This is a genomic window from Phreatobacter aquaticus, from assembly GCF_005160265.1.
In the GTDB taxonomy this organism is placed as follows: domain Bacteria; phylum Pseudomonadota; class Alphaproteobacteria; order Rhizobiales; family Phreatobacteraceae; genus Phreatobacter; species Phreatobacter aquaticus.
The window spans coordinates 4104813-4128434 of record NZ_CP039865.1 but is presented as its reverse complement, the minus strand read 5'-3'; the positions used below and the strand labels follow the sequence as shown (position 1 = coordinate 4128434).

The 23622-nt window shown below is 66.2% G+C and carries 27 protein-coding genes; 19 read left to right on the top strand and 8 right to left on the bottom strand.

Going from position 1 to position 23622, the window contains the following annotated elements; all coding sequences use genetic code 11:
• The first annotated feature begins 114 nt into the window (after positions 1–114).
• The 8 genes from E8L99_RS19610 to E8L99_RS19575 all read left to right on the top strand — a co-directional run bounded on the left by E8L99_RS19610 (position 115) and on the right by E8L99_RS19575 (position 2993).
• Positions 115–297, top strand: a complete 183-nt coding sequence (locus E8L99_RS19610; RefSeq protein ID WP_137101131.1) for a hypothetical protein — start codon at positions 115–117, stop codon at positions 295–297.
• A gap of 22 nt (positions 298–319) precedes the next feature.
• On the top strand, positions 320–502 hold the full coding sequence (locus E8L99_RS19605; protein ID WP_137101130.1) for a hypothetical protein: 183 nt from the start codon (positions 320–322) through the stop codon (positions 500–502).
• 22 nt (positions 503–524) lie between these two features.
• On the top strand, positions 525–707 hold the full coding sequence (locus tag E8L99_RS19600; protein ID WP_137101129.1) for a hypothetical protein: 183 nt from the start codon (positions 525–527) through the stop codon (positions 705–707).
• A 22-nt stretch (positions 708–729) separates the two neighbouring features.
• Positions 730–912, top strand: a complete 183-nt coding sequence (locus E8L99_RS19595; RefSeq protein ID WP_137101128.1) for a hypothetical protein — start codon at positions 730–732, stop codon at positions 910–912.
• A 120-nt stretch (positions 913–1032) separates the two neighbouring features.
• Positions 1033–1215 (top strand): hypothetical protein, encoded by a 183-nt coding sequence (locus E8L99_RS19590; RefSeq protein WP_137101127.1) that lies wholly within the window; start codon positions 1033–1035, stop codon positions 1213–1215.
• 117 nt (positions 1216–1332) lie between these two features.
• Complete coding sequence (locus E8L99_RS19585; RefSeq protein WP_137101126.1) at positions 1333–1518, top strand: hypothetical protein; 186 nt, start codon at positions 1333–1335, stop codon at positions 1516–1518.
• Between the two features lie 120 nt (positions 1519–1638).
• A complete protein-coding gene (locus E8L99_RS19580) occupies positions 1639–1821 on the top strand; it encodes a hypothetical protein (protein WP_137101125.1) in 183 nt (60 codons plus the stop codon).
• Between the two features lie 71 nt (positions 1822–1892).
• Positions 1893–2993 (top strand): glycosyltransferase family 2 protein, encoded by a 1101-nt coding sequence (locus E8L99_RS19575; RefSeq protein ID WP_137101124.1) that lies wholly within the window; start codon positions 1893–1895, stop codon positions 2991–2993.
• Here the strand turns inward: E8L99_RS19575 and E8L99_RS19570 are convergent.
• From E8L99_RS19570 to E8L99_RS19540, 7 genes are all read right to left on the bottom strand, one after another.
• Entirely contained in the window at positions 2990–4177 is a 1188-nt protein-coding gene (locus tag E8L99_RS19570; RefSeq protein ID WP_137101123.1) for a nucleotidyltransferase family protein, read from the bottom strand. The two genes, E8L99_RS19575 and E8L99_RS19570, sit on opposite strands and share 4 nt — an antisense overlap.
• 41 nt (positions 4178–4218) lie before the next feature.
• Positions 4219–4470, bottom strand: coding sequence for a hypothetical protein (locus E8L99_RS19565; RefSeq protein ID WP_137101122.1), 252 nt, complete (start codon positions 4468–4470; stop codon positions 4219–4221).
• A gap of 235 nt (positions 4471–4705) precedes the next feature.
• A complete protein-coding gene (locus E8L99_RS19560; RefSeq protein ID WP_137101121.1) occupies positions 4706–5683 on the bottom strand; it encodes an aldose epimerase family protein in 978 nt (325 codons plus the stop codon).
• 4 nt (positions 5684–5687) lie between these two features.
• A complete protein-coding gene (locus E8L99_RS19555) occupies positions 5688–6446 on the bottom strand; it encodes an SDR family NAD(P)-dependent oxidoreductase (protein ID WP_137101120.1) in 759 nt (252 codons plus the stop codon).
• A 119-nt stretch (positions 6447–6565) separates the two neighbouring features.
• On the bottom strand, positions 6566–7402 hold the full coding sequence (locus E8L99_RS19550) for an SDR family oxidoreductase (RefSeq protein WP_137101119.1): 837 nt from the start codon (positions 7400–7402) through the stop codon (positions 6566–6568).
• Positions 7399–9210: an acyclic terpene utilization AtuA family protein gene (locus E8L99_RS19545; RefSeq protein ID WP_137101118.1), complete on the bottom strand. Its 1812-nt coding sequence runs from the start codon at positions 9208–9210 to the stop codon at positions 7399–7401. Before E8L99_RS19545 ends, E8L99_RS19550 begins: the two co-directional genes overlap by 4 nt.
• The gene (locus tag E8L99_RS19540) at positions 9207–9986 is read right to left on the bottom strand and encodes an enoyl-CoA hydratase-related protein (RefSeq protein WP_168201740.1); all 780 of its coding nucleotides are present in this window, start codon (positions 9984–9986) and stop codon (positions 9207–9209) included. The genes E8L99_RS19545 and E8L99_RS19540 overlap by 4 nt, the downstream gene beginning before the upstream one ends.
• Before the next feature lie 85 nt (positions 9987–10071).
• On the opposite strand from E8L99_RS19540, the gene E8L99_RS19535 reads away from it, so the two are divergent.
• Positions 10072–10857: an enoyl-CoA hydratase/isomerase family protein gene (locus tag E8L99_RS19535; protein ID WP_137101116.1), complete on the top strand. Its 786-nt coding sequence runs from the start codon at positions 10072–10074 to the stop codon at positions 10855–10857.
• Positions 10858–10874: 17 nt separating this feature from the next.
• Here the strand turns inward: E8L99_RS19535 and E8L99_RS19530 are convergent, their stop codons facing one another.
• Positions 10875–12077, bottom strand: a complete 1203-nt coding sequence (locus E8L99_RS19530) for an acyl-CoA dehydrogenase family protein (RefSeq protein WP_137101115.1) — start codon at positions 12075–12077, stop codon at positions 10875–10877.
• A 170-nt stretch (positions 12078–12247) separates the two neighbouring features.
• Between E8L99_RS19530 and E8L99_RS19525 the strand changes: the two genes are divergently transcribed.
• The 10 genes from E8L99_RS19525 to E8L99_RS19480 all read left to right on the top strand — a co-directional run bounded on the left by E8L99_RS19525 (position 12248) and on the right by E8L99_RS19480 (position 23371).
• On the top strand, positions 12248–12859 hold the full coding sequence (locus E8L99_RS19525; RefSeq protein ID WP_137101114.1) for a TetR/AcrR family transcriptional regulator: 612 nt from the start codon (positions 12248–12250) through the stop codon (positions 12857–12859).
• Positions 12856–14337, top strand: a complete 1482-nt coding sequence (locus E8L99_RS19520) for an acetyl-CoA carboxylase biotin carboxylase subunit (RefSeq protein ID WP_137101113.1) — start codon at positions 12856–12858, stop codon at positions 14335–14337. The genes E8L99_RS19525 and E8L99_RS19520 overlap by 4 nt, the downstream gene beginning before the upstream one ends.
• A 1-nt stretch (position 14338) precedes the next feature.
• Positions 14339–14836 carry an acetyl-CoA carboxylase biotin carboxyl carrier protein subunit gene (locus E8L99_RS19515; protein WP_210421778.1) on the top strand — a complete coding sequence of 166 codons (498 nt, stop codon included), beginning with the start codon at positions 14339–14341 and terminating at the stop codon, positions 14834–14836.
• A gap of 1 nt (position 14837) precedes the next feature.
• Positions 14838–16445 carry an acyl-CoA carboxylase subunit beta gene (locus E8L99_RS19510; RefSeq protein WP_137101111.1) on the top strand — a complete coding sequence of 536 codons (1608 nt, stop codon included), beginning with the start codon at positions 14838–14840 and terminating at the stop codon, positions 16443–16445.
• A gap of 28 nt (positions 16446–16473) precedes the next feature.
• Positions 16474–17289 carry an ABC transporter ATP-binding protein gene (locus tag E8L99_RS19505; protein ID WP_215907019.1) on the top strand — a complete coding sequence of 272 codons (816 nt, stop codon included), beginning with the start codon at positions 16474–16476 and terminating at the stop codon, positions 17287–17289.
• Positions 17286–19238 carry an AMP-dependent synthetase/ligase gene (locus tag E8L99_RS19500; protein ID WP_137101109.1) on the top strand — a complete coding sequence of 651 codons (1953 nt, stop codon included), beginning with the start codon at positions 17286–17288 and terminating at the stop codon, positions 19236–19238. The genes E8L99_RS19505 and E8L99_RS19500 overlap by 4 nt, the downstream gene beginning before the upstream one ends.
• Positions 19238–20125, top strand: a complete 888-nt coding sequence (locus tag E8L99_RS19495; RefSeq protein ID WP_137101108.1) for a branched-chain amino acid ABC transporter permease — start codon at positions 19238–19240, stop codon at positions 20123–20125. Before E8L99_RS19500 ends, E8L99_RS19495 begins: the two co-directional genes overlap by 1 nt.
• Positions 20126–20128: 3 nt before the next feature.
• Entirely contained in the window at positions 20129–21202 is a 1074-nt protein-coding gene (locus tag E8L99_RS19490; protein WP_137101107.1) for a branched-chain amino acid ABC transporter permease, read from the top strand.
• 34 nt (positions 21203–21236) lie between these two features.
• Positions 21237–22502, top strand: a complete 1266-nt coding sequence (locus E8L99_RS19485; RefSeq protein WP_168201739.1) for an ABC transporter substrate-binding protein — start codon at positions 21237–21239, stop codon at positions 22500–22502.
• Between the two features lie 77 nt (positions 22503–22579).
• Positions 22580–23371: an ABC transporter ATP-binding protein gene (locus tag E8L99_RS19480; protein ID WP_137101105.1), complete on the top strand. Its 792-nt coding sequence runs from the start codon at positions 22580–22582 to the stop codon at positions 23369–23371.
• The last annotated feature ends 251 nt before the right edge of the window (positions 23372–23622 follow it).

Genomic DNA, 23622 nt, shown 5'->3' with positions numbered 1-23622 from the left:
GACAGAATTACCACGCGACGCTGTTTCGCATGGGACGCAGGGTAAAGGCGGTTGTCTCGGATTGAACTTGTCAGTACTAGTGCAGTCCATGCATCCGTGAGTATGAGGTCCACCATGGTTAATGGGAACGGCAAAGGTTTCGAGGAGATCGACTCCGCGAAGCGTGCGACGCTCGACCGGCTCGCCAAGGGCACGGCTTTCGTTGCCCCGATCGTGGCATCCTTCGCCATGGATGGACTGAATATCTCGAAGGCCCAGGCGCAGGTCGCCAACGGCTCGGGCGTTGTGCCCGCTTGACGCATTCGACCTGGAGGGCGCTGTGAAAGAACTCAACGACAAGACCATCGGCCAGATCGACGCTTCCAAGCGCGAGACGCTGGATCGGCTCGCGAAGGGCGCGGCTTTCGCCACCCCCATCGTGGCGTCCTTCGCCATGGACGGACTGAAGATCTCGAAGGCCCAGGCGCAGGTCGCCAACGGCTCGGGCGTTGCGCCGACCTGATGCATTCGCCCAGGAGGGCACCGTGAAAGAATTCAGCGACAAGACCATCGGCCAGATCGACGCGTCGAAGCGTGAGACCCTGGACAAGCTCGTGAAGAGCGCGGCGTTCGCCACCCCGATCGTCGCCTCCTTTGCCATGGACGGATTGAAGATTTCGAAGGCCCAGGCGCAGGTCGCCAACGGCTCGGGCGTCGTGCCCGTTTGACGCGTTCGCCTTGGGGGCACTCGTGAAGAAGTTCAGCGACAAGACTGTTGGCCAGATCGACGCATCGAAGCGCGGGACCCTCGACCGGCTCGTGAAGAGCGCGGCCTTCGCGACCCCGATCGTGGCTTCCTTCGCCATGGACGGACTGAAGATCTCGAAGGCCCAGGCGCAGGTCGCCAACGGCTCGGGCGTCGTTGGTCTCTGACGCATTTCGTCTCGGCCGCGTTTAGTGGATAATCCCTGCCTTGCGACACTGGCGTGATTGTCGTCCTGCGAAGTTTGTATTAGGTCTTTCAGACAGATCATCCGGACCGCAGGAATCAGCATGATGAACGACAACGCCAAGGGCCTTGAGAGCATCGACAGTTCCAAGCGGGCGACGCTGGACAAGCTAGTCAAGGGCGCTGCCTTCGCGACCCCGGTCGTCGCCTCCTTCGCCATGGACGCACTGGTCGTCTCCCGGGCCCAGGCTCAGGCCGCCAATGGGTCGGGCGTCGGGGGCAACTAACGAATAGTCCAGTCAGGCGTTGTTTTGGGGAATTGTCCGCGACTTGACGCGGGGATTGCTTCGCTTTCGCTTGTGTTGGTCATGAAGAGTCTCAATTCGCAATCGGGGTTGGTGCACGTGTCGAACACAGAGATTGGCAAGGCCCTGGAAGGCATCGACAGCTCCAAGCGGGCAACGCTGGACAAGCTGGTCAAGGGCGCTGCCTTCGCGACACCGGTCGTCGCCTCCTTCGCCATGGACGCACTGGTCGTCTCCCGGGCCCAGGCGCAGGTCGCCAATGGGTCGGGCGTCACCCCCGACTGACGAGCGGTCCCGACGGGTATCCTGTCGGGGGATCGGCAGCGCCTTGGCATGGACTCGATTGTGTTTCGCCTGGGTTGGTCCTACAGAGTCTGAATTCGGAAATCGGGGTTGGGGCACGTCATGAAGATCGACAACGGTAAGGCCCTTGAAGCCGTCGACAGCTCCAAGCGAGCGACGCTCGACAGCCTGGTCAAGGGCGCTGCCTTCGCGGCTCCGGTCGTCGCCTCCTTCGCCATGGACGGACTGGTCATCTCGAAGGCCTATGCGCAGGTTGCCAACGGTTCGGGTGTCGGCGCCGGCTGACCAGGCCCCGCCGGTCCTGCGGCGTGGTCTTCTGTCCCGCTGCTGATTGGTGACAGGCTGCGGATTGTCTCATGCGATTGTCCGCAACGCTCATCGTCAAGAACGAATCGCGCTTCATCGAGGATTGCCTGTCGTCGCTGGCCGGCATTGTCGATGAAATCGTCGTGGTCGACACGGGCTCGACCGACGATACGGTCGAGCGGGCCAGGCGCTATCCGGTCAAGCTCGGCTTCTTCCCCTGGTGCGACGACTTTTCCGCTGCCCGCAATGCGGCGCTGGAGCAGGCGACCGGCGACTGGATCCTCTATATCGATGCCGACGAGCGGTTCCGTCCGTTGACCGCGGACTGGCGCCAGCAGATCGACCGGCCGGATATCGCGGCCGCCCGCCTGCGGCTGCATCCGCGTGTCGGCTGGACTGCCTATTCCGAGCTCCGCCTGTTCCGCAGGGATCCGCGCATCCGCTTCGAAGGCGTGGTGCATGAGCGTGTCCATGGAACGGTGGACGCTGTCTGCCGCGCGGACGGGCTTCACGTCGGGATGTGCGACGTGGCACTCGACCATGTCGGCTACGAGGACGACCAGGCGGCCAAGGTGCCGCGCAACCTGCCGCTGCTGCGCCGCTATCTCGCCGAGGATCCGAACCGCGTCTATTGCTGGTGGCATCTTGGCGATCAGCTGAAGACGGCCGGTGACAATGAAGGCGCGGTGGAGGCCTGGCGCAATGGCATTGCCGCCATTGCCCGCCTGCCGGCCTCCGCGATCCGTGACAGCGAAAGCACGCCCTATCTCTCACTCATCCAGCATCTGCATGGGAGCGGCGAAGCGGTGGACGCCCTGCTGGCCGAGGCGCGTGCGCGGTTCCCCCGCCATCTCGCGCTGCAATGGATCGAGGCGAAAATCGCGCTCGAGCGGGGCGATATCGCCCAGGCCCTGCCGGTGTTCGAGCGGCTGGCGGCGATCGACGCCGAGACCTTCCACGACGAGGACCTCGCCTATGACAAGGCGATCTTCACCCATCTGGCGCAGGAATCGCTGGCGCTGGCGGCCTTCCGCAGCGGGCGTTTCGCGGATGCCGCGGTCCATTACCGGCAAGCGGCGCTGACCGCACCGAACCGGCAGGAGATGCTGGTCAAGGCGTCGCTCGCGTCGGCCAGGGCCGGTTCGCTTTAGGACGACCGGTCCTGCCGGCCGGCGATCCGCGACACGATGCCGAGGCCATAGCGGCCGAGGATCGATCCGGCCTGTGACAGCGCCGTCGCAACCGTCACGTCGCGCTCGTCCATCCGGTAGCGATGTGCCAGCGTCTCGCGGGCGAAGGCAAAGCGCAGCTGGTCGGCAATGAAGCCGATGCGCCGCCGCCAATAGGGATCGCTCGCCCGCGCCAGCGTGGCCTCGGCGTGGCGCCGGGCATCGGGGGTGATGGCGGGGCCGTCGGGGAGGGGCAGCCCGAACAGCATGCCGGCCTGCGCCACCCAGCTGCCGAAAGCCGCCGCCTGGCCGCGCGCCGCCATGTGATCGGCAAGCTCCTGCCAGTGGGCGGCGGGCAATGAGACGCCGAGGCTGGCAAATTCGAACAGGCCCTTGAGGGCCAGAATATGCCGGCGATGGCCCCGCTCGGCGATCTCGTGGTGCAGAAGTCCATGGAGCAGGTGCCATTGCGGGCGCAGCACCCGGAAGGTGCCGAAGGTTGCGACGATCTGTTCGCTGTGCTGCCAGGCCTCGGTAGTGGTCAGCACCTTGCGGCCGCCAAGCGCCAGGGCATCGACATGCAGTTCAACGGCACCATGACGACCGGTCAGGGCCATGGCGGGCGCATGATGATCAAAGGCCGTTCCCTCCTCGATCGCCTCATAGCCAAGCGTCCTGAGGGTGGAGACGGCCTCATCCAGCCGATCCGGGGCCACGCAGATGTCGAGGTCGCGCATGGAGCGCGCCGCGCACCAGGGCGACAGTGGCGCCACAAGGTGGCGCGCGCCCTTGAGCAGCAGCGGCTCGATGCCGAGCGGCGCCAAAGCCCTGATGATGGCTTCGATCTGGTCGGTCAGATCGGCGCGCCGGGTCAGATGGTCCCGGTAGGCCTGGTCGAGGCGGGTGGTGACATGGTTTTCGCGCTCGGCGGGACTGGCGGCGGCGCGCACCGGCAGAAGCAGGCCGTCCTGTTTCAGCGCGTGGATGAGCGGGACCAGCACACCCTGCTGGTTGGCGAGATCAATGAGGGCGGGCCAGGAGACATCCGGCTGCATCAGCCGGAGGCGCAGCGCCATGCGGCCTGCCGGAGCGCGGTCGAGGGCCAGGATCTCGCAGGCCAGGCGTAGCGAATCGGAATCGGCAATGGTCGGCGGCAGAAGCTCCATGGCCTCAGTCTAGGCCGTGATGGCAGCCGGACCTAGGGGGCTCAGCCTGCAGCCTGGTCGGAAGCGTGCTGCAGCCCGCGTTGATAGGCGTTGAGGGCGGCGACGATGCTCTGTCCGGCGGAGACAAGATGGCTGGCTGCCTCGACGCGGGCGGCCGGCTCCGAGTCACATTGGACCAGCGCCTTGCCGGCCTGCGACAGCTGATTGGTTGCCGCTCGCAGCGTTTCCAGCAGCAGATCATGGGGCTCGCTGGCATTGAGGGCGGGAGCCGTCGGGAACTGGATGATGGTCATGTCTCTATCCTTGTCTCGGCCAAGGTAGCGAGGACATGCTTAATGAAGCCTTCCGATCACCGTTGCATTTGTATTGGAGTACCTATGCGCAAACTGAAACAGAGGCCCGGTGCGGCGGCGCGTCCATAAGCCCGCACGGCATCCCGATGCTGCTGGCTCGGTCGGGCAGAGCTGGGACGGGACGGCGGGGGGTGGGCATCGCTGGTCTTGGCGACGTGATGAACGGACGGATGGCTCAGGTCTCGTCGGCGGAGAAACGCAGCTCCGTCACCTGCCGCGACCTTTCGCCGGGCCGCAGGATGGCGCTGGGGAACTGCGGCTGGTTCGGCGCATCGGGAAAGCGCTGGCATTCGAGGCAGAGCCCGCCATGGGGGCCGAACGGCGCGCCGAGGAACTTGCCGTCATAGAGCTGGATGCCCGGCTCGGTGGTCCAGACCTCCATCCGGATGCCGGAGCGCTGGCCCTGCAGCACCGCGCCCTGGACGAGGCCCGGTCTCTGCCGGTCTAGGGCATAGTTGATGTCGTAATGGATTCCGGCCTCGCCAATCAGCCGGGGCTTGCGGAAATCGAACGGCGTGCCCGCCACGTCCGGCAGTGCCCCGGTGGGGATGAGGTGGGAATCCACCGCGACGATCCGGTCGGCGGCCATGGTCAGCCTGTGGCCGAGGATGTCGCCGCCACCATCGAGATTCCAGTAGGCGTGCGAGACGAGGTTCAACGGGGTCGCCTTGCTGGTCGTCGCCTCGGTGGTGATGCGCAAAATCATCGGCGCGGGCGCCTCGTAGGTGACGCGGGCGTGGACCTCGCCGGGAAAGCCCATGTCGCCGTCGGCTGAGACGAGCTCGAGCGTCACGCGGTCGGCTAAGGCCTCGGCAAGCCGCCAGACCCGGCTGGAAAAGCCTTCCGGACCACCATGGAGCTGGTTTTCGCCCTCGTTCGGCACGGGCCGGTGGGTCTCGCCGTCGAGCGTGAAGCAGGCGCCGCCGATCCGGTTGGCATAGCGGCCCGCAATGGCGCCGACATAGCCCTGTCCCGTGACATAGGAGCCGACATCGGCATAGCCGAGGGTCACGCCGACCGGGCCGCGGGCGGTCTCGATTGTGAGGTCACGGAGAATAGCGCCATAGCTGATGATGCTGGCCGCGATGCCGGTGGCGCCGATCGGCGCCTCGACAACCGGCTGGCCGCGGACCTCGCCGAAGGGACGGGTCATGCGATCAGACCCAGCCGCCATCGACGACATAGTGCTGGCTGGTGCAGGCCGAGGCCTCCTCGGAGGCCAGGAACACCGTGAAGCGGGCGATCTCTTCCGGCTTCAGCCAGCGCTTCAGGCACTGAGCCTTCATGAGCTCCGCCTCGGCTTCCGGCGTCACCCACTTTTCCTTCTGCCGCTCGGTGAGAATCCATCCCGGCGCGATGGCGTTCACTCGGATGTTGTGGACGCCATAGTCGCGGGCAAGCGAGCGGGTGAGGCCGAGCACCGCCGATTTCGCGGCGGTATAGATCGCCATGCCGCCGGTGGACGACATCCAGGAGATCGAGCCGAAATTGACGATGGCACCGCCGCCCCTGGCGACCATGTCGGGCAGAACGGCCTGGGAGGCGAAGAACTGGTGCTTCAGGTTCACCGCGATCCGGCCGTCGAAGTACTCGGGCGTCACGTCCGGCGTCGGATGGCGATCGTCATGGGCGGCGTTGTTGATCAGGATGTCGACCGGGCCGTGGGCCTCGCGGATGCGGGCAATCGCCTGCCTCAGCGCCTCGATATCGGTGACATCGGCCTTCTCGAAACGCACATGGCTGCCGAGCTCGGCGGCGAGCGCGGTGGAGGGCGCCTCCGCAATGTCGATGAAGCCGACTTTCGCCTTCTGGCGCGCGAAGGCGCGGACAATCTCGGCGCCAATGCCGGAGCCGCCGCCGGTCACGATGACCGATTTGCCCTCGAGATCGGGATAGATCGCACCCTTGCCCGCCATGTCGTGCCTCCTGCTGCGTCGTGTCGTCGGAGCCGGATCGTGACCGGAGCCACCTGGCACCACAAGGGGACCTAACCGCCGAGGCGGCTCTCCTGTTCCTGATGCAGTCTCAGCGCGCGTCAGTCCGCGCGCTTGAAATAGTCGGGGCGGGGAATGGTCCACTGGTCACCCCAGACCTGGTTGCCGCCATCGACGACCATGACCTCGCCGGTGACGAAGGCACCGGAGGGTCCGGCGAGATAGGTCACGGCATCGGCGACATCGCGGGCCTGGCCATAGCGCTGCATGAGGTTGGAGCGGGGCAGGTCGCGCTGCGCTTCCTCGGAATAGACGTCCATGCCCTCGGTCGCGATGGCGCCCGGCGCCACGCAATTGACCCGGATGGCGAGCGGCGCCCATTCGATGGCGAGCGTCTTGGAGAGATAGACGACGCCGGCACGCGCCGCGCAGGTATGGGCAACGCCCGGCATGCCGCGCCAGATGACAGTGACGATGTTGATGATCGAGCCCGGCATCTTGGCGTCGCGCCAGCGCTTCGCGGCGGCCTGCATCATGTACCAGGGGCCGTTGAGATTGGTGTCGATGACGGCGTTCCAGCCCTTCACCGAATAGTCGATTGCCGCTTGCGGAAACTGGCCGCCGGCATTGTTGACCAGATGGTCGACGCGCCCGAACCGGTCCCAGACCTCGCCGTGGAGGCGGTCGACATCCTCGGCGTCGCGGATGGTGGCCGCGCGCACCATGACCTCGGCGCCGATGGAGCGGATGAGCTCGGCGGTCACTTCCAGCCGCTCGATCCGCCGGCCGCAGATCGCGACCTTCGCGCCGAGCCTGGCGCATTGGATGGCGATCGCCTTGCCGAGGCCGGAGCCCGCGCCGGAGACCAGAACCACCTGGTCCTTCAGCAGGTCTTCGCGAAAGGTGAGGGGGGCGGTGAGCAGGTCTTGGTCGGTCATGACGGACGGGTTCCCTTGGTGAGACCTGCCGCGATCTCGGAGGGCACCGGGATCGGCATGTCCATCAGCATCTGGGCGAAGGCCTTGCCCTGCGGATCGATGCGCAACGAGGCAACGCCGCCGCCGCCGAGGCAATCGTGCAGCACGAAGTTCAGCGCGTTCATGCCGGGCAGGTCGAAGCGTTCGACGCGGGTGACGCCGGTGTGCCGGAAGAACGTGCGGATCGCGTCCGGCGTCAGGGCGGCCTTGATATGCTGGAGATAGGTGGGTTTGCGGGCGATGATGCCGATATTGGCCGAATTGCCCTTGTCGCCGCTGCGTCCGACTGCAAGCGCGATCAGTGGGACCGGCGCCAAGGGGCCGGTGGCGGCTGGCTCGCCGGCTGGAAGAGCCGCCGCCGCGGAGGCTGGCATGGGCGTGCCGGTGGGCGAGGCGATGACCTCGCTATGGTCGCCGAGCGTCAGGGTCGCCGGGACGGCATCGGCCGGAACCAGGAACGAATAGCCCTTCATCACCGGCTGGACGCCCGGCCTGCCGGCATAGAAGCCTGTCAGCCCCTGAGCCATGGCGGTTGCGGCGGGTGCAATCTCGCGGGCGAGCATGCCGAGTGCTGCTTCGGACGGATGGCGGGCCGCGATCTTCAGCACGACCTCGCGCGAGCGGGTCGCCTCGATCCGCGCCGAAGCGCCATAGGTCGCTTCAGCTCCGAGCACTTCGATCGATGTCTCGGTGAAGGCCCCGAGGCCTGCCTCTTCGACCAGCCGGCTCGCCCGCTTGAGGATGGCCTCGCCCGCCCGCTTCGCCTTGGGGGCGGCATCCCGGCCGCCAATGGTGACGGTGCCGATGGTGCGGAACCCTTGAGGATAGGTGGCGCTGACCTTCAGCGTGCCGGTCGGTGCACTCCCGCGCGCGCCTTCGACCCGCACCCGGTCCGGCCCGTCCTGCACCATGGTGACACGTGAGAAGTCGCAGGCGACATCGGGCAGGAGATAGCGGGCGGGATCGCCGATCTCGTAGAGCATCTGCTCGCCCACCGAGAGCGGCGAGATCAGCCCACCGGTTGCGGGCGGCTTGGTGATGACGAAGGTGCCGTCGGGATAGCATTCGGCAATGGGGAAACCCATATCGTCCCAGCCGGGAACCTCGGCCCAGTCGGTGAACAGGCCGCCGGTTGCCTGCGCGCCGCATTCGAGCAGATGGCCGGCAAGGCTGCCCGCCGACAGGAGCGCGTACTCCGTCCTGTTCCAGGAAAACTCCTGCATCAGGGCGCCGAGCGTGACGGCGGAATCGACGCAGCGGCCGGTCACCACGATGTCGGCGCCAAGCGCCAATGCGCGGGCGATGGGCGTTGCTCCCAGATAGGCATTGGCGCTGGTCAACCGCTCCGGCAGCGGCTCGCCCGTGAACATCTCGCTGATGCCGGTGGCACGGAACTCTTCGATCCTGGGGATAAGATCGTCGCCGGTGATGACGGCGATTTTGGGATTCAGCCCAAGCGCTTGGGCGCGTTTGCTCAACTCGGCCGCAGCGGCTTCCGGGTTCATGCCGCCGCCATTGGAGACGACGCGGATGCCGCGCTTCATAATTTCCGGCAGGAGCGGGCTCAGGCCCTCGACGAAGTCCGGGACATAGCCGAGGTTGGGCTTCTTGGCGCGGATGCGCGCCAGCAGCGCCAGGGTGATCTCTGCGAGATAGTCGAAGACGAGGTAGTCGATCTCGCCACGCTCGACCAATTGCCGGGCGCCATGGGGGGTATCGCCCCAGAAGCCAGAGGCGCAGCCGATGCGGATGCTGGATTTCCCCGTCATGTCACAACCCAGTTCGGCTTGCGGCGCTCGTTGAAGGCCTTGAAACCCTCGACCGCGTCGTCGGTCTTGGCCAACAGCGGCAGCACACGCTGGGCATATTCGATACCGTCGAGATAGGGCATGCCGGCAATGGTGTTGAGGGCACGGCGGCCGAAGCGGATGGCGGTCGGCGCGCCGCCTGCCAACGCTTCCACGAGCGTGTCGATGGCGGCATCGAGGTCTGCCGACGGCACGGCCTCGTTGACCGCACCGATCGCCACCGCCTCGCTGGCCGAGACCGGCTTGCCGGTCATGCTGAGCCGCATCACGTCGCGGCGCGACAGCACACGCAGCATGGCGGGCAGGATCATCAACGGGAACAGGCCGAGGGTTGCTTCCGGCGTGCCGAACTTCGCGTGATCAGCCGCAATCGCCATGTCGCAGGCGCAGACGAGGCCGAAACCGCCGCCGAGCGCATGGCCGTTGACGCGGGCGATGGTCGCCACCGGACATTCGTCGAGGGCCTTGAAGAGCAGGGCGACCGGATTGTCGAGCCGGTTCGGATCGACGCGGAAGGGATCGCCATCGGCGTCCGGCTTGAGGTTGCCGCCGGCGCAGAACACCTTGGTTCCGGCGCCGGTGATGACGACGGCACGGATGCCGGGGCGGCGGCCGGCCTCCTCGACGCCCTCGCGGAGCGCCTGAAGGACGCCATCGTCCATCGCATTGCGCTTGTCCTCGCGATCGATGGTGAGCCACAGTGCCTGGCCGCGCTGGTCGACGCGCACGTCACTCATCGGTTTCTCCCCGTTGAAGTTCATTCATTTTTGGGTGACCCTCGCGGCAACCGCCCGGACGCACAGGGCGATCAGGGAGGATGCGATGTCGGAGGACGTGGTTGTCGTCAGCGTGGAGGGACCGGTCGCGACCGTTCGGCTCAATCGCCCCAAGCAATTGAACGTGCTGGATGTCGCGATGGGCGAGGGACTGGTCGCCGCGATGAGCGATCTTTCCGCCAATAAAAAAGTGCGGGTTGTCGTTCTGGCCGGCGCCGGCCGGTCGTTCATGGCGGGCGGCGATCTCACCCTGTTCCATCAGGACCTGATGAATGCACCGGCGGCCGCGACCCGGCTGATCGACCTGTTCCACAAGGCCATTGGCGCGATGCGGGCGATGCCGCAGCCGATCATCGCGGCGTTGCAGGGGCCGGTCGCCGGTGGCGGGCTTGGTCTCGCCATGGCCTGCGATCTGGCCATTGCCGCCGACAACGCCACCTTCCTGTCGGCCTATACCAAGATCGGCACGAGCCCGGATGGTGGCACGACCTGGTCGCTGACGAGGCTGCTCGGACCGCGCGTCGCCATGGAAATGATGCTCACCAACGATCCCATGGATGCCGCGACCGCGCTCCGCCTCGGTCTCGTCAACAAGGTGGTTGCGCCCGACCAGCTCGAGGCTGAAGCCCTGGCGCTGGCTGCGCGCATCGCGGGCGGTGCCAATGGCGCCAATGCCGCGGTGAAGCGGCTGGTGGGCCTGGCCACCACGGGCACGCTCGCCGACCAGCTGGCCGCCGAGAAGGCCTCGTTCATCGAGCGGGCCGGCAGCGCCGATTTCCGCGAAGGCATTTCGGCCTTCATCGAGCGCCGGCCGGCGCGTTTCGAGCCATAGGGCAGCCATTGCCGGGCTCAGCGCAGCAGTTCGCCGGCAATGATCAGCTTGCGGATCTCGGTGGTGCCGGCGCCGATTTCCAGCAGCTTGGAGGCGCGATAGAGCCGATTGACCTCGGTTTCGCGCATGTAGCCGGCGCCGCCGAAGATCTGCACCGCATCCGAAATGACGCGGGTGCAGCCCTCGGCCGCGAACATGATGGCGGCGGCCGTCACCTTGTGCACCTCGCCGCGCCCGCCATCGCCCTCGGCGAGGTCGTTGCACTGAGCGAGCGTGCGATAGCAGAGCGCCTTCATGGCCTCGACGGTGACATACATCTCCGCGAGCTTGCCCTGGACCAGCTGGAACTCGCCGATCGCCTTGCCGAATTGCTGGCGGGTCTTGGCATAGTCGATGGCGAGATCGAGCGCGCGCTCGGCCATACCGACATTGATCATGGCGACGATGGCGCGTTCCAGGTCGAGGCCGCTCATGACGACGGCGACGCCGCGATTCTCCGGGCCGACCATGTTGGCGGCGGGAACGCGGCAATCGTCGAAGGTCAGTTCGGCTGTAGTGGAGCCGCGAAAGCCCATCTTGTCGAGCTTCTGGGCGACCGCGAAGCCGGGCGTGCCCTTCTCGACGACGAAGGCGGAAATGCCCTTGGCGCCCTTCGACTTGTCGGTCTTGGCATAGACCAGCACGACATCGGCGACGGGACCGTTGGTGATGTAGAGCTTGCGGCCATTCAGCACGTAATGGTCGCCGTCGAGGCGGGCGGTGGTGGCCATCGAGCCGAGAGCGTCGGAGCCTGCGCCGGGCTCGGTCAGGGCGAGGGCGCCGATCTTGGTGCCGTCGCAGAGCCCGGGCACGAAGCGCTTCTTCACATCGTCGCCGCCGTTCCGGGCGATGTTGTTGAGGCAGAGGTTCTCGTGCGCCACATAGGAGAGCGCGACCGACGGGTTGTAGCGGGCCAACCCTTGCGTGATCAGGCCGGAGGTGAAGAAGTCCGAGCCCGAGCCGCCAAGCTCCTCCGGAACGGTCACCCCCAGGAACCCCATGCCGGCCAGCGCCGGCATAGCCTGAGGCGGCCACCATTCCTCGTTGTCCATCTTCGGCTGCAGCGGCAGCAATTCATCGCGCGAGAATTTCGATGCGAGATCAAGGATTTCCAGCTGGTCCGGCGAGAGATCGAAGGCCGAATAGGGGCTGTTCCGCCCAGCTGTCAGGGTGGTGGTCATGGTGTCCTCCCCAGGACGTTGTCGCCGCTTGTCGCGTGTTGACAGGTTTCAGTGAATGATATTCAGTATTGCGCACTTGGCAAGCGCCCGCTTCAATTCACAGAGGCGCAATCCAAGGAGGAAACGATGGTCCAGGTCGGCAGCGGCACCGCCGCGGCGAGGGCATTTCCATGCCCGTGATCTCAGCGAAACGGATGCAGGATCGGCACGATTCGATCCTCGGCGCGGCGCGTGAGGCCTTTGCGCAGCGTGGCTTCGAGGGCACCTCGATTGCCGACATCGCGCGCGCCGCAGGCGTCTCGGACGGCCTAGTCTATCGCTACTTCCAGAACAAGCGCGACCTGCTGAACGCGGTCCTGACCGAGTTCTACGAGCGGACCATGGTCGACCTCGAGGCGATCGCCGCCCGCGAGGCGCCGTTCGAGGTCCGGCTCCACGGCATCATCCACCGCCACATCGAAGCCTTCGTGCTGGAGGCCGATGCCTGCCGCCTGTTCATCTCGGAAGTGCGCACGGCGGCCGATTATCAGGGCTCGGCGGTGCAGCAGCTGAACCGCCGCTATACGTCCATTCTCGTGCGCATCATCGAGAGCGGGATCGCCAAGGGCGTGGTGCGCAGCGACATCGATATCCGGCTGGTCCGCGACGTCATCTTCGGCGCGATCGAACACCGGACCTGGGCCGCGGTGAATGGCCGGCCTCTCGACATCGACGCGACGGCGGCGGGCCTGGTCCAGCTGCTGCGCTTCGGCCTGATGGCCCGGCCGGAGGGTGAGGCATGAGCGGCTTTCCCTTCGACACGCTGCTGGTCGCCAATCGCGGCGAGATCGCACTCAGGATCATCCGGACCGCCAAGCGACTGGGGCTGAGGACCGTCGTTGTCGCCCACGCCGCCGATGCGGGCTCGCCGGCAACGCTTGGCGCCGACGAGGTGGTGGCGATCGAGGGCCGTACCGGCGTTGCCGCCTATCTCGATGGGGCGCAGATCATCGAGGCTGCGCGGCGCACCGGCGCAGGCGCGATCCATCCGGGCTATGGCTTCCTGTCGGAGAATGCTGGCTTCGCCCGCGCTGTAGCGGCTGCAGGCCTGACCTTCGTCGGCCCGACGCCCGAGGCGATCGACCTGATGGGCGACAAGATCCGCGCGCGCGCCTTCGTCGCCGAGCGGGGTTTCCCGGTCGCGCCCTCGGCGATCGAGGACGAGGATCCGGCAAGCTTCGTCGAGCGGGCGAGGGCGCTCGGCGCTCCGCTGCTGGTCAAGCCGTCAGCTGGCGGCGGCGGCAAGGGCATGCGGATCGTCCGCGACATGGCCTTGCTCGATCAGGAGATCGCCCAGGCCCGCAGCGAGGGCGAGCGCTACTTCGGCGACGGCCGACTCTATGTCGAGCGCTTCGTCGAGCGGCCCCGCCATATCGAGGTGCAGGTCATGGGCGATGGCCACGGCACGGTCGTCCATCTCGGCGAGCGGGAATGCTCGGTGCAGCGGCGCTTCCAGAAGATCGTCGAGGAGACGCCGTCGCCGGCGCTGACGCCCGAGCTTCGAAGCCGCATCTGCGAGACCGCGGCGGGCATCGCGCGGGCCGCGGGCTATCGCAATGCCGGCACAGTGGAGTTCATCTTCGGCGGCGGCGAGTTCTACTTCCTCGAGATGAACACCCGCCTGCAGGTCGAGCATCCCGTGACCGAAGAGGTCACCGGCATCGATCTGGTTGAGACGCAGCTGCGGGTGGCCGCCGGCGAGCGGCTGGCCTTCGGACAGGGCGATATCCGCTCCACCGGCCATGCGATCGAGCTCAGGATCTATGCGGAATCGGCGGCGCGCGGCTTCACGCCGACCACCGGCTCCGTGCTGGCGCTGAGGTTGCCGACAGGCGAGGGGATCCGCGTCGATATCGGCATTGCCGAGGGGCAGCGGGTGACGACGGCGTTCGATCCGATGCTTGCCAAGGTGATCGTGCATGGCCCCGACCGAGCGACCGCGATTGCGCGGGCACGCAAGGCGCTGGCCGGCTTCGCGCTGCTCGGCTGCGAGACCAATGGCGGCTTTCTGGATCGGCTGATGGCCCATCCCGACTTCGCGGCGGGCGCTGTCCATACCGGCTGGATCGACGAGAACCCGGATCTTGCCGCCGAGCCTACGCTCTCGGCCGATCTCTTGCGCCGGATCGCAGCGGTTGCGGCCCTTGCGACCCGCGCGGTGCGCGATGGCGCGGATGCCGTGCCGCCGCTTCATGCGGCCATCGGGGGCTGGCGGAACTGACATGCGGCACGCTTTCGACATCGACGGCACGGAAACCGAGGTCTGGCTCGCCCGCGATGGTCAGGCCTATCGCCTGGAGGGCGACGCGGGCCGTGCCCGTGTCTCGCTCGACGGCCAGGGCCTTGACCGCGAACTCAGCGTCGACAGCCGGCGCGAGCCGGTGCTGATGGTGATCGAGGGCGAAGTGATCCACCTGCATCTCGGCGGCCGCACCTATCAGGTCCGCCATCTCGATCCCGCCCGGCGCTTCGCCGATGCCGACGACAGCGCCGGTGGCGATGTCGCGCGCGCGCCGATGCCCGGCACCGTTGTGCGCGTCGATGTGGCTGTCGGCGATGCAGTGACGACTGGTGATCCGCTCGTGGTGATCGAGAGCATGAAGCTCGAGACGACGATCCGCGCCTGGCACGACGGGGTTATCGCCGAACTGCATGTGGCGGCCGGCCAAAGCTTCGACCGCGATGCGCCGCTGGTCACCCTCGGTTCGGGAGCGGTCTGACATGCGCAAGATCATCTCAGCCCTCGACACCCGATCATCCGAGTTCGCCGCCAACCGGGCGCATAACCAGGCGCTGGCGGCAGCCCTCAAGGAACGCCAGCAACAGGCCCGGCTGATCCGGCCTCAGCGCGATCTCGACCGGCTGGCCCGCCAGGGCAAGATGTTCGTGCGCGACCGGATCGAGGCACTGCTCGACCCCGGCACGCCCTTCCTCGAACTGTCGACACTCGCTGCCAACCAGGCCTATGACGGCGACGTGCCGGGCGCCGGCATCGTGTCCGGCATCGGCATCGTGTCGGGCCGGGAAGTCATCATCCACGCCGACGATGCTAGCGTGAAGGGCGGCGCCTGGTATCCGCTCTCGGTCAAGAAGATCGTCCGCGTCCTCGACATCGCCATCGAGAACCGGCTGCCGGTGGTCCATCTCTGCGACAGCGCCGGCGGCTTCCTGCCGCTGCAGGCGGAACTGTTCGGCGACCGCTATCTGGCTGGCCGGATCTTCCGCAACCAGGCGACGCTGTCGAAGATGGGCATTCCGCAGGTGGCCATCGTTCTCGGCCATTGCACGGCCGGCGGTGCCTATGTGCCGGCGCTCTCCGAGTATAATGTCATCGTCAACGGCACGGGGGCGATCTTCCTCGGCGGTCCGCCGCTGGTGAAGGCGGCAACAGGCGAAGAGGTGACGGTGGACGATCTCGGCGGCGCCGATGTCCATACCCGCATCTCCGGCACGGCGGACTATCCCGCGACCAACGAGCGGCACGCCATCGCGATTGCCCGCGAGATCGTCGGCACCTTCCCGAAGCGGCCGAAGGCTCAGGTGCAATGGGCCGATCCCGAGCCGCCGGCCTATGATCCCTCCGAGCTCTACGGCGTCATTCCGCGCGACATCAAGGTGCAGTTCGACATGCGCGAGGTGATCGCGCGCGTGGTCGATGGCTCGCGCTTCCACGAGTACCAGCCGGCCTATGGCACGAGCCTGATCTGCGGCTTTGCCAATGTCTGGGGCTGCCCGGTCGGGATCCTCGCCAACAATGGCGTGCTGTTCAACGATTCCACCCTCAAGGGTGCCCATTTCATGCAGCTCTGCGACCAGAACCGCACGCCGGTTCTCTTCCTGCAGAACATCACCGGCTACATGATCGGCCGGGAATACGAGCATCGCGGCATCACCAAGGACGGCGCCAAGATGATCATGGCCGTGGCGGGCCTCGAGGTCCCGAAGATCACAGTGGTGGTCAATGGCTCGTTCGGCGCCGGCAATTACGGCATGTCGGGCCGGGCCTTCGATCCGCGCTTCCTGTTCATGTGGCCGCAGAGCCAGATCTCGGTGATGGGGGCTGAACAGGCCTCCAACGTGCTCGCCGACATCAAGGTGCGCCAGCTCGCGCGCCACGGCGAGACGCTGGATGCCGCGGGCATTGCCGCCATCCGCGATCCGATCCTGGAGGAGTACCGCCGCCAGTCGAGCGCCTATTACTCGACGTCGGAGATCTGGGACGACGGCATCCTCGATCCGGTCGATACGCGCAATGCGCTGGCCATCGCGCTGTCGGCGGCGCTCAATGCGCCCGGCGGCGATCCCCATTACGGCGTGTTCAGGATGTGAGGCGGTGATGAACCCCACGAACTCCAGCATGCAAATCCTGTCCGACCGGCCGATCGTGCTGGCCTGCGACGGCATCGAGCGGTCGTTCGGCGGCCTCAAGGCGCTGAAGGGGACCTCGCTCGACGTCCGCGAGGGCGAGATCTTCGGCCTCGTCGGGCCGAATGGTTCGGGCAAGACGACGCTGGTCAATGTCGTTACCGGCTTCTATCCGCCCAATGCCGGCACGGTGACGCTGTTCGGCGAGAACATCACCCATGTCGCGCCGCATCAGATCGCGCGGAAGGGCGTCGCCCGCACCTTCCAGAACCTCGCGCTCTTCAAGGGCATGAGCGTTCTCGACAACATCCTGATCGGCCGTCACACCCACATGCATCCCAGCGCGCTCGGCACGCTGTTCTACTGGTGGTGGGCCGAGAAGGAGGAGCTGGCGCACCGCCGCTTCGTCGAGGAAATCATCGAGTTCATGCAGCTCCAGGATATCCGCGACGAGCCGGTGGAGACCATCCCGCTGGGCTTGCAGAAGCGCGTCGAGCTTGCCCGCGCCCTGGTCGCCGAACCGCGCTTCCTCATTCTGGACGAGCCCATGGCCGGCATGAACCAGGAGGAGAAGGAATATATCGCCCGCTTCATCCTGGATGCCCGGGAATCGCGCGGCGTCACCATCCTGATCATCGAGCACCACATGGATGTGGTGACGGCGATCTGCGACCGCGTGGTGGTGCTGAGCTATGGCGAGATCATCTCGCAGGGCCGCCCGCAGGAGGCGATTGCGCATCCCAAGGTCGTCTCCGCCTATCTCGGCGAGCGGGGAGCCAAGCGCCACAATGCGGGGGTCGCGTCATGAACGCGCCCCTCCGCAGCCACCCCCTTCCGACGACCTGGCCGAAACATGCCGATGGCGAGCCGGCGACGCTGGTCGCAGCGCTTGCCCGCAATGCCGCTGACCATTCCGACCGGGTGGCCTTCCGCGAGCGGAAATATGGCGTCTGGCAGGAGCAGAACTGGCGCGAGGTGCTGGAGGAAGTCGCGGCGATCGCGGCAGGCTTCGAGGCCCGCGGGCTGACGCCCGGTTCGGCGCTGACCATCATCGGCGACAACCGGCCAAGGCTCTATTATGCGATGCTGGCCGCCAACATGGTCAGGGCCTTTCCGTCGCCGGCCTATCCTGACATTCCGCTGGACGAACTGATCGCCGCGACCCGCCACGGCGCGCCCACCGTCGCGGTCGGCGAGGATCAGGAACAGGTCGACAAGCTCCTGGAACTGCGGGCCAAGATCGGGCGGCCGACCACCATCGTCTATGACGACAAGCGCGGCCTCGACAGTTACGACGATGCCGGCATCGTGTCGTTCGATCAGATCATCGCCGAGGGCCGCGAGCGGCTGGCCCGCGATCCCGGTCTGATGGCCGAGCTGATCGGCAAGGCCGGGCCGGATGACGTGACGGTCCTTCTGCATTCGTCGGGCACGACGGGCCTGCCCAAGGGCATTCCACTCCGCCACAAGAACGTGACGCGCGGTGTGCTGAACGCCGCCCAAAGCGGCTATTTCCGCAAGAACGAAGAGCTTTTCGCCTATCTGCCGACAGCTTGGGTCGGCGATTTCGTGTTCACGCTGGGTGCCGGGCTGATGATGGTGGCCACCATCAACATCCCCGAGCGCCAGGAAACCGTGATGCACGACCTGCGCGAGGTCTCACCGACCTTCTATCTTGCGGCACCGCGGGCCTGGGACCAGATGCTCACCCGCATCCAGGTCGGCATGAAGAACTCGACGCCTTTGAAGCGTTGGCTGTTCGACCTGTTCATGCCTCGTGCGGTGGAGCTGGAGCGCAAGCGCCTGGCCGGCGGCACGCCGACGCTTGCCGAGGCGATCATCGACCGGATCGGCGATCTGATGGTCTATGCGCCGCTCCGCGACTATCTGGGCCTGACCCGCGCCGAGCGTGCCTTTACCGGCGGCGAGGCGTTGGGTGAGGACACGTTCCTGTTCTTCCGTGCGCTTGGTATCAAGCTCAAGCAGTTCTACGGCCAGACGGAGACCTGCGCGCTGACGGCGGCGCAGAGCGAAGGCCATGTGAAGCTGCACACGGTTGGCCGGCCGATGGCGGGTGTGGAACTCAAGATCGACGACAGCGGCGAGATCCTCGTGCGCTCGCCTTCGGTCATCGACGGCTATTTCGACGATCCCGAGGGGTCGGCCAAGGCGATCATCGACGGCTGGCTGCACACGGGTGACGCTGGCCTGATCGACGCGGACGGCGATCTGGTCGTGCTGGGGCGTGTCAGCGAGGTGGTGCGCACGGCATCGGGCGAGCGCTACATCCCGAATTTCATCGAGAACCGGCTGAAATTCAGCGCCTATGTCCGGAATGTTGCCGTCATGGGGGCTGGCCGCGACCAGCTGACCGCCATCGTCTGCATCGACTTCGACGCCGTCGGCCATTGGGCGGAGGAGCACCGCATCTCCTACACATCCTATGCCGATCTGTCGCAGAAGCCGGAGGTCGCGACGCTGATCGCGGGCGTGATGGTCCATGTCAACAAGCTGCAGCCTGAGGGGCTTCGCATCCGGCGCTTCGTCAATCTGCACAAGGATTTCGACGCCGACGACGGCGAGATCACGCGCACCCGCAAGCTTCGCCGCAACACGATCGAAACGACCTACGCGCCGCTGATTTCCGCCCTCTATAGCGGCGAGCGCGAGACCGTCTTCGACGCCGCGATCACCTATGAGAGCGGCGAGCGCGGCATCATCCGCCGAACCCTCACGATCAGCGAGGTTCCCCTCTGATGGACTATATCCTGGTCGCGGAACTTGCCCTCAGTGGCGTCTTTGTCGGGCTCATGTATGCGCTCGTTTCGCTCGGCATCGTGCTGATCTACAAGACGTCGGGCCTCGCCAATCTGGCGCAGGGCGCCATCGCCATGACGGGCGCCTATATTACCTGGGCGATCTCGGCAGGCCTCGGCGCTCCCATGTGGCTCGCCATCATGGCTGCGCTCGTCGTGATGTTCTTCGGTGGCGTGATGGTCGAGCGCCTGGCGCTGAGGCGCATGATCGGCCAGCCGGTGATCATGACGATCATGCTGACGCTCGGCATCGAGATCCTGCTGCGCGGCGTCATGCCCGGCGTGTTCGGGGCAGCGGTCAAGCGGCTCGACGTCGGTATTCCGCAGGCGCCGATCTTTGTCGGCGAACTGCTCATCAACCGCGCCACCATGATCGGCGGCGGCATTTCGCTCGCGCTCATCATTCTGTCGCTGGTGTTCTTCAACTCGCGCTACGGCATCGTCATGCGGGCTGTGGCGGACGACCAGACAGCCTCCTGGTCGGTCGGTATCCGGGTGGAACGCGCCATCGCGGTTGCCTGGGGACTTGGCGCGGTCACAGCGACCGGCGCCGGCATTCTCTGGGGCGCAACCCAGGGGGTCGACTGGTCGCTGTCACTCCTGCTGATCAAGGCGCTAGCGATTGCCATCCTCGGTGGCCTGGACTCCATTCCCGGTGTGCTGCTTGCGGGTCTGATCGTCGGCGTTGCCGAAAGTCTTGCGACCGGCGTGCTCGACCCGCTGGTCGGCGGCGGCACCCGCGACATCGTTGCCTCCGTCATCATCCTTCTGACCCTGCTCCTGAAGCCGCACGGCCTGTTTGGCCGCGAGCACATCGAGAGGGTGTGAGCCATGTTCTATCGTCGCGCCGGCATCCGCCACACCCGCTACCAGGACGAGCGCCAGCTGTTTCCGCTGGGCTTCGACCGCCTGCTGATCCTCGTCATCCTGGCCTTCCTGGTCACAGCGCCCTTCACCATCGACCGGCTCTATCTCGCCGGCTATCTGCTGCCCTGGCTGATCTGGTCGTCGGCGGCGCTGGGCTTGAACCTCTTGATGGGCGGGGCAGGGCAGATCCATCTCGGCTATGGCGCGGTGATGGCGATCGGGGCCTATGGCTCGGTGCACATGGTGCGCTTCGGCGTGCCGCTGGAAATCGCGATGATCGGTGGCGGGCTCCTGTCGGCCTCGATCGGGATCATCTTCGGCGCAGCGGCGCTGCGCGTGAAGGGCATCTATCTCGCCATGGCGACGCTCGCCATGCAGTATATCGTCGATTTCGTCATCTCTCAGACACCGGCCATCTCGGGCGGGTCACTGGCGACGCTGCAGGTGCCGCCGGTGCGCTTTCTCGGCGTCAGCCTGAGGGGCGAGGTCGAGACCTATTACTTCGCGCTCGGCGTCTGCTTTGTCATCGCGCTGTTCATGCTGAATGTCGGGCGCACCAGCTTCGGCCGGGCGCTCGCGGCAGTGCGCGAAAAGGATTATGCGGCGCAGATCCTTGGCGTCTCCACCTTCAAGTACAAGCTTCTTGCCTTCTGGGTGTCGTCGTTCATCGGCGGCGTGGCCGGTTCAGTCCTGGCGGTCTGCTATCTGCGCGCGGTGTCGCCCGACCAGTTTCACATCGAACTGTCGATCCAGCTGCTCGCCATGATCATTGTCGGCGGGCTTGGCAGCGTGCTCGGGCCGTTCCTGGGCGCAGCCCTCATCCTGTTCGCGCCGATCGTGCTGAACAACATGCTCGGCTTTGCCGCGACCTCGTTTGGCATGAACATCCCGATCGACCTGCGCGCCCATCTGCCGCTGATGGCCTATGGCGCGCTGGTGATAGGCTTCCTGCTCTACGAGCCTCTCGGGCTTGCCAAGGTCTACGGCAATGTCCGCAATTATCTGCTTGTCTGGCCGTTCCGCCATGCCCAGCGGTGACGGCACAAAAAACCAAGGGCGGAGGAAACACACCATGGCAGTCAACCGTCGCATTTTCGTCTCAGGCACGGCCGCCGCACTGGCGGTTCCGGCCATCAGCACCACGGGCGCCTTTGCCCAGGAAAAGGTGGTGCGCTTCACCCTCGCGCAGGATTTCACGCGCATCTACACGTTCGTGACCTCGGAATACAGCCAGGGTCAGCGCGACTACTTCACGCTGATCAACGAGCGCGGTGGCGTCGGCGGCTACAAGATCGTCGCCGATGTGTCGGACCATGCGAACGACCTGCCGCGCGCGATCGAAGCCTATGAGCGCGGCAAGCGCGAGGGCTCGGTTCTGATCGATCCGCTGTCGACGCCGGTGGCCCGTGCGCTGGTGCCACGCGCACTCGAAGACAAGATCAACATGATCACGGCCTATTCCGGCCGCTCGGACGCGGCCGACGGCACGGCCTTCCCCTATGTGCTGCCGCTGTCGATCAATTACTGGACCCAGGCCGGTCTGATCATCGACCACTTTGCCAAGCTCGAGAACGGCAATGTACGCGGCAAGAAGGTGGTGTTCGTTCATATCGACACCCCCTTCGGCAAGGAGCCGCTGCCGATCCTGCAGGTGCTGAGCCAGAAGATGGGCTTCGAGCTCGTCGCCTTCCCCTATACGCCGCCGGGCAACGACCAGGCTGCGATCTGGCCGCAGGTGCGGCGCGCCCGTCCGGACTTCGTCATCTTCTGGGGCGCCGGCGTCGGCCAGACGGTTGCGCTGACGGAGGCGGTCCGCAACGGCCTGCGCATGGATCGCGTGTCGTCGAGCGTCTGGATCTCGGAATCGGACATGGACGTGGTCGGCCGTGAAGCCGCCAAGGGCGTGATGAAGATCGAGCCCTGCGTCGGTGGCCGCGAACCGAAGATCATCAAGGACATCCTCGCCGAGGTGGTTGCCAAGGGGAAGGGCGCAGGCCCCGAGGCCAAGGTCGGCACCGGCTACTACAACTACGGGGTGCAGATGGCGTCCCTGATGGTCGAAGGCGTCCGCAAGGCCGCCGAGAAGGCGCCGAACGGGCCCGTCACCGGTCCCTGGCTCAACGAGGGCCTGCGCTCGATCTCCAATTTCACCGCCGAGGGCATGCTGCCGCCGACGACGGTGACCAAGGAAGATCATCAGGGCGGCGGCATGGGCCGCGTCGCCCGCTGGGATGGCGCGAAGTTCGTGCCGATCACCGACTGGTTCACGGCCAACCAGGACATCGTCTGGACCGAGATCCGCAAGTACTCGGAAGAGTTCCGCCGCACGGGCAAGTGAGCCCCAAAAGCCCATAGCCAATGACGGCCGGGCCGCATCCGTGCGGCCCGGACACCCGCCCGCGGAGCCCTCGCGCCATGTCCCTTCTGACGCTCAACAATGTCGAAGTCGCCTATGACCGCGTGTTCCTCGCGGTCAAGGGCGTGTCGATCGAGGTGCCGGAACGGGGCCTCGTGGCGCTGCTCGGCGCCAATGGCGCCGGTAAGAGCACGGTGCTGAAGTCGATCTCGGGCCTCCTGAAGCCGGAACGCGGCGAGGTCTCGCGCGGCGAGGTGACCTTTGCCGGCCAGGATATCCTGGCGCTCGATCCCCCGGATCGCGTGCGGCTCGGCATTGCCCATGTGCTGGAAGGCCGGCGGGTCTTCGGCCATCTGACGCCGCAGGAGAACCTGCTGGCTGCCTCCACCATGCATCGCGACCGCGGCCATGTCTCGGCGCTGGTCGATAGAATGTTCGAGACATTTCCGCGGCTTGCCCAGCGCGCCAAGGCGAAGGCCGGCTATCTCTCCGGCGGCGAGCAGCAGATGCTGGCCATCGCCCGCGCGCTGATGACCGAGCCGAAGCTCCTCATGCTCGACGAGCCGAGCCTGGGGCTTGCGCCGTTCCTGGTCGACGAGATCTTCGACATCGTGCGCGGCATCAACGAGACCAGCGGTGTGGCCGTTCTGCTGGTCGAGCAGAACGCCATCGCGGCGCTCGAGATCGCCCATTCCGGCTATCTGATCGAGAACGGCCGCATCCTGATGAGCGGCACGGCCGAAGTGCTGGGCTCCAATCCCGACGTCGCCGAGGCCTATCTCGGTGGCCATCAGCGCGTCGACTACCACGCCGTGAAGCACTATCGGCGGCGCAAGCGCTGGCTGGCCTGAGCGCTCTCCGGCGTTGGCCACAGGCGGAGGTTTCGTGGAACAGGACGGAGACCTCGCTCCGCCTGAAATGCTTGCCGCCCCGGTTCACAGCCGGAGGTTTCCTGGAACAAGCCGGAGACCCTTGCTTGCGCCCGGCGGCCCGCGCCGCAGCGACGATCTGCGGCAGGCATGCCCCCATGGAGGCATGACCGATCGTGCCATGCAACGGGGATATTGCTGCTCCGCAGCGCGCTGGCAGAATTGACATTGAA

Bases quoted from the DNA above. Each gene is read 5' to 3' on its own strand.
- E8L99_RS19610 (WP_137101131.1), top strand. From the start codon at position 115: ATGGTTAATGGGAACGGCAAAGGTTTCGAGGAGATCGACTCCGCGAAG.
- E8L99_RS19590 (WP_137101127.1), top strand. From the start codon at position 1,033: ATGATGAACGACAACGCCAAGGGCCTTGAGAGCATCGACAGTTCCAAG.
- E8L99_RS19580 (WP_137101125.1), top strand. From the start codon at position 1,639: ATGAAGATCGACAACGGTAAGGCCCTTGAAGCCGTCGACAGCTCCAAG.
- E8L99_RS19575 (WP_137101124.1), top strand. From the start codon at position 1,893: ATGCGATTGTCCGCAACGCTCATCGTCAAGAACGAATCGCGCTTCATC.
- E8L99_RS19570 (WP_137101123.1), bottom strand. From the start codon at position 4,177: ATGGAGCTTCTGCCGCCGACCATTGCCGATTCCGATTCGCTACGCCTG.
- E8L99_RS19565 (WP_137101122.1), bottom strand. From the start codon at position 4,470: ATGACCATCATCCAGTTCCCGACGGCTCCCGCCCTCAATGCCAGCGAG.
- E8L99_RS19560 (WP_137101121.1), bottom strand. From the start codon at position 5,683: ATGACCCGTCCCTTCGGCGAGGTCCGCGGCCAGCCGGTTGTCGAGGCG.
- E8L99_RS19555 (WP_137101120.1), bottom strand. From the start codon at position 6,446: ATGGCGGGCAAGGGTGCGATCTATCCCGATCTCGAGGGCAAATCGGTC.
- E8L99_RS19550 (WP_137101119.1), bottom strand. From the start codon at position 7,402: ATGACCGACCAAGACCTGCTCACCGCCCCCCTCACCTTTCGCGAAGAC.
- E8L99_RS19545 (WP_137101118.1), bottom strand. From the start codon at position 9,210: ATGACGGGGAAATCCAGCATCCGCATCGGCTGCGCCTCTGGCTTCTGG.
- E8L99_RS19540 (WP_168201740.1), bottom strand. From the start codon at position 9,986: ATGAGTGACGTGCGCGTCGACCAGCGCGGCCAGGCACTGTGGCTCACC.
- E8L99_RS19535 (WP_137101116.1), top strand. From the start codon at position 10,072: ATGTCGGAGGACGTGGTTGTCGTCAGCGTGGAGGGACCGGTCGCGACC.
- E8L99_RS19530 (WP_137101115.1), bottom strand. From the start codon at position 12,077: ATGACCACCACCCTGACAGCTGGGCGGAACAGCCCCTATTCGGCCTTC.
- E8L99_RS19525 (WP_137101114.1), top strand. From the start codon at position 12,248: ATGCCCGTGATCTCAGCGAAACGGATGCAGGATCGGCACGATTCGATC.
- E8L99_RS19520 (WP_137101113.1), top strand. From the start codon at position 12,856: ATGAGCGGCTTTCCCTTCGACACGCTGCTGGTCGCCAATCGCGGCGAG.
- E8L99_RS19515 (WP_210421778.1), top strand. From the start codon at position 14,339: ATGCGGCACGCTTTCGACATCGACGGCACGGAAACCGAGGTCTGGCTC.
- E8L99_RS19510 (WP_137101111.1), top strand. From the start codon at position 14,838: ATGCGCAAGATCATCTCAGCCCTCGACACCCGATCATCCGAGTTCGCC.
- E8L99_RS19505 (WP_215907019.1), top strand. From the start codon at position 16,474: ATGCAAATCCTGTCCGACCGGCCGATCGTGCTGGCCTGCGACGGCATC.
- E8L99_RS19500 (WP_137101109.1), top strand. From the start codon at position 17,286: ATGAACGCGCCCCTCCGCAGCCACCCCCTTCCGACGACCTGGCCGAAA.
- E8L99_RS19495 (WP_137101108.1), top strand. From the start codon at position 19,238: ATGGACTATATCCTGGTCGCGGAACTTGCCCTCAGTGGCGTCTTTGTC.
- E8L99_RS19490 (WP_137101107.1), top strand. From the start codon at position 20,129: ATGTTCTATCGTCGCGCCGGCATCCGCCACACCCGCTACCAGGACGAG.
- E8L99_RS19485 (WP_168201739.1), top strand. From the start codon at position 21,237: ATGGCAGTCAACCGTCGCATTTTCGTCTCAGGCACGGCCGCCGCACTG.
- E8L99_RS19480 (WP_137101105.1), top strand. From the start codon at position 22,580: ATGTCCCTTCTGACGCTCAACAATGTCGAAGTCGCCTATGACCGCGTG.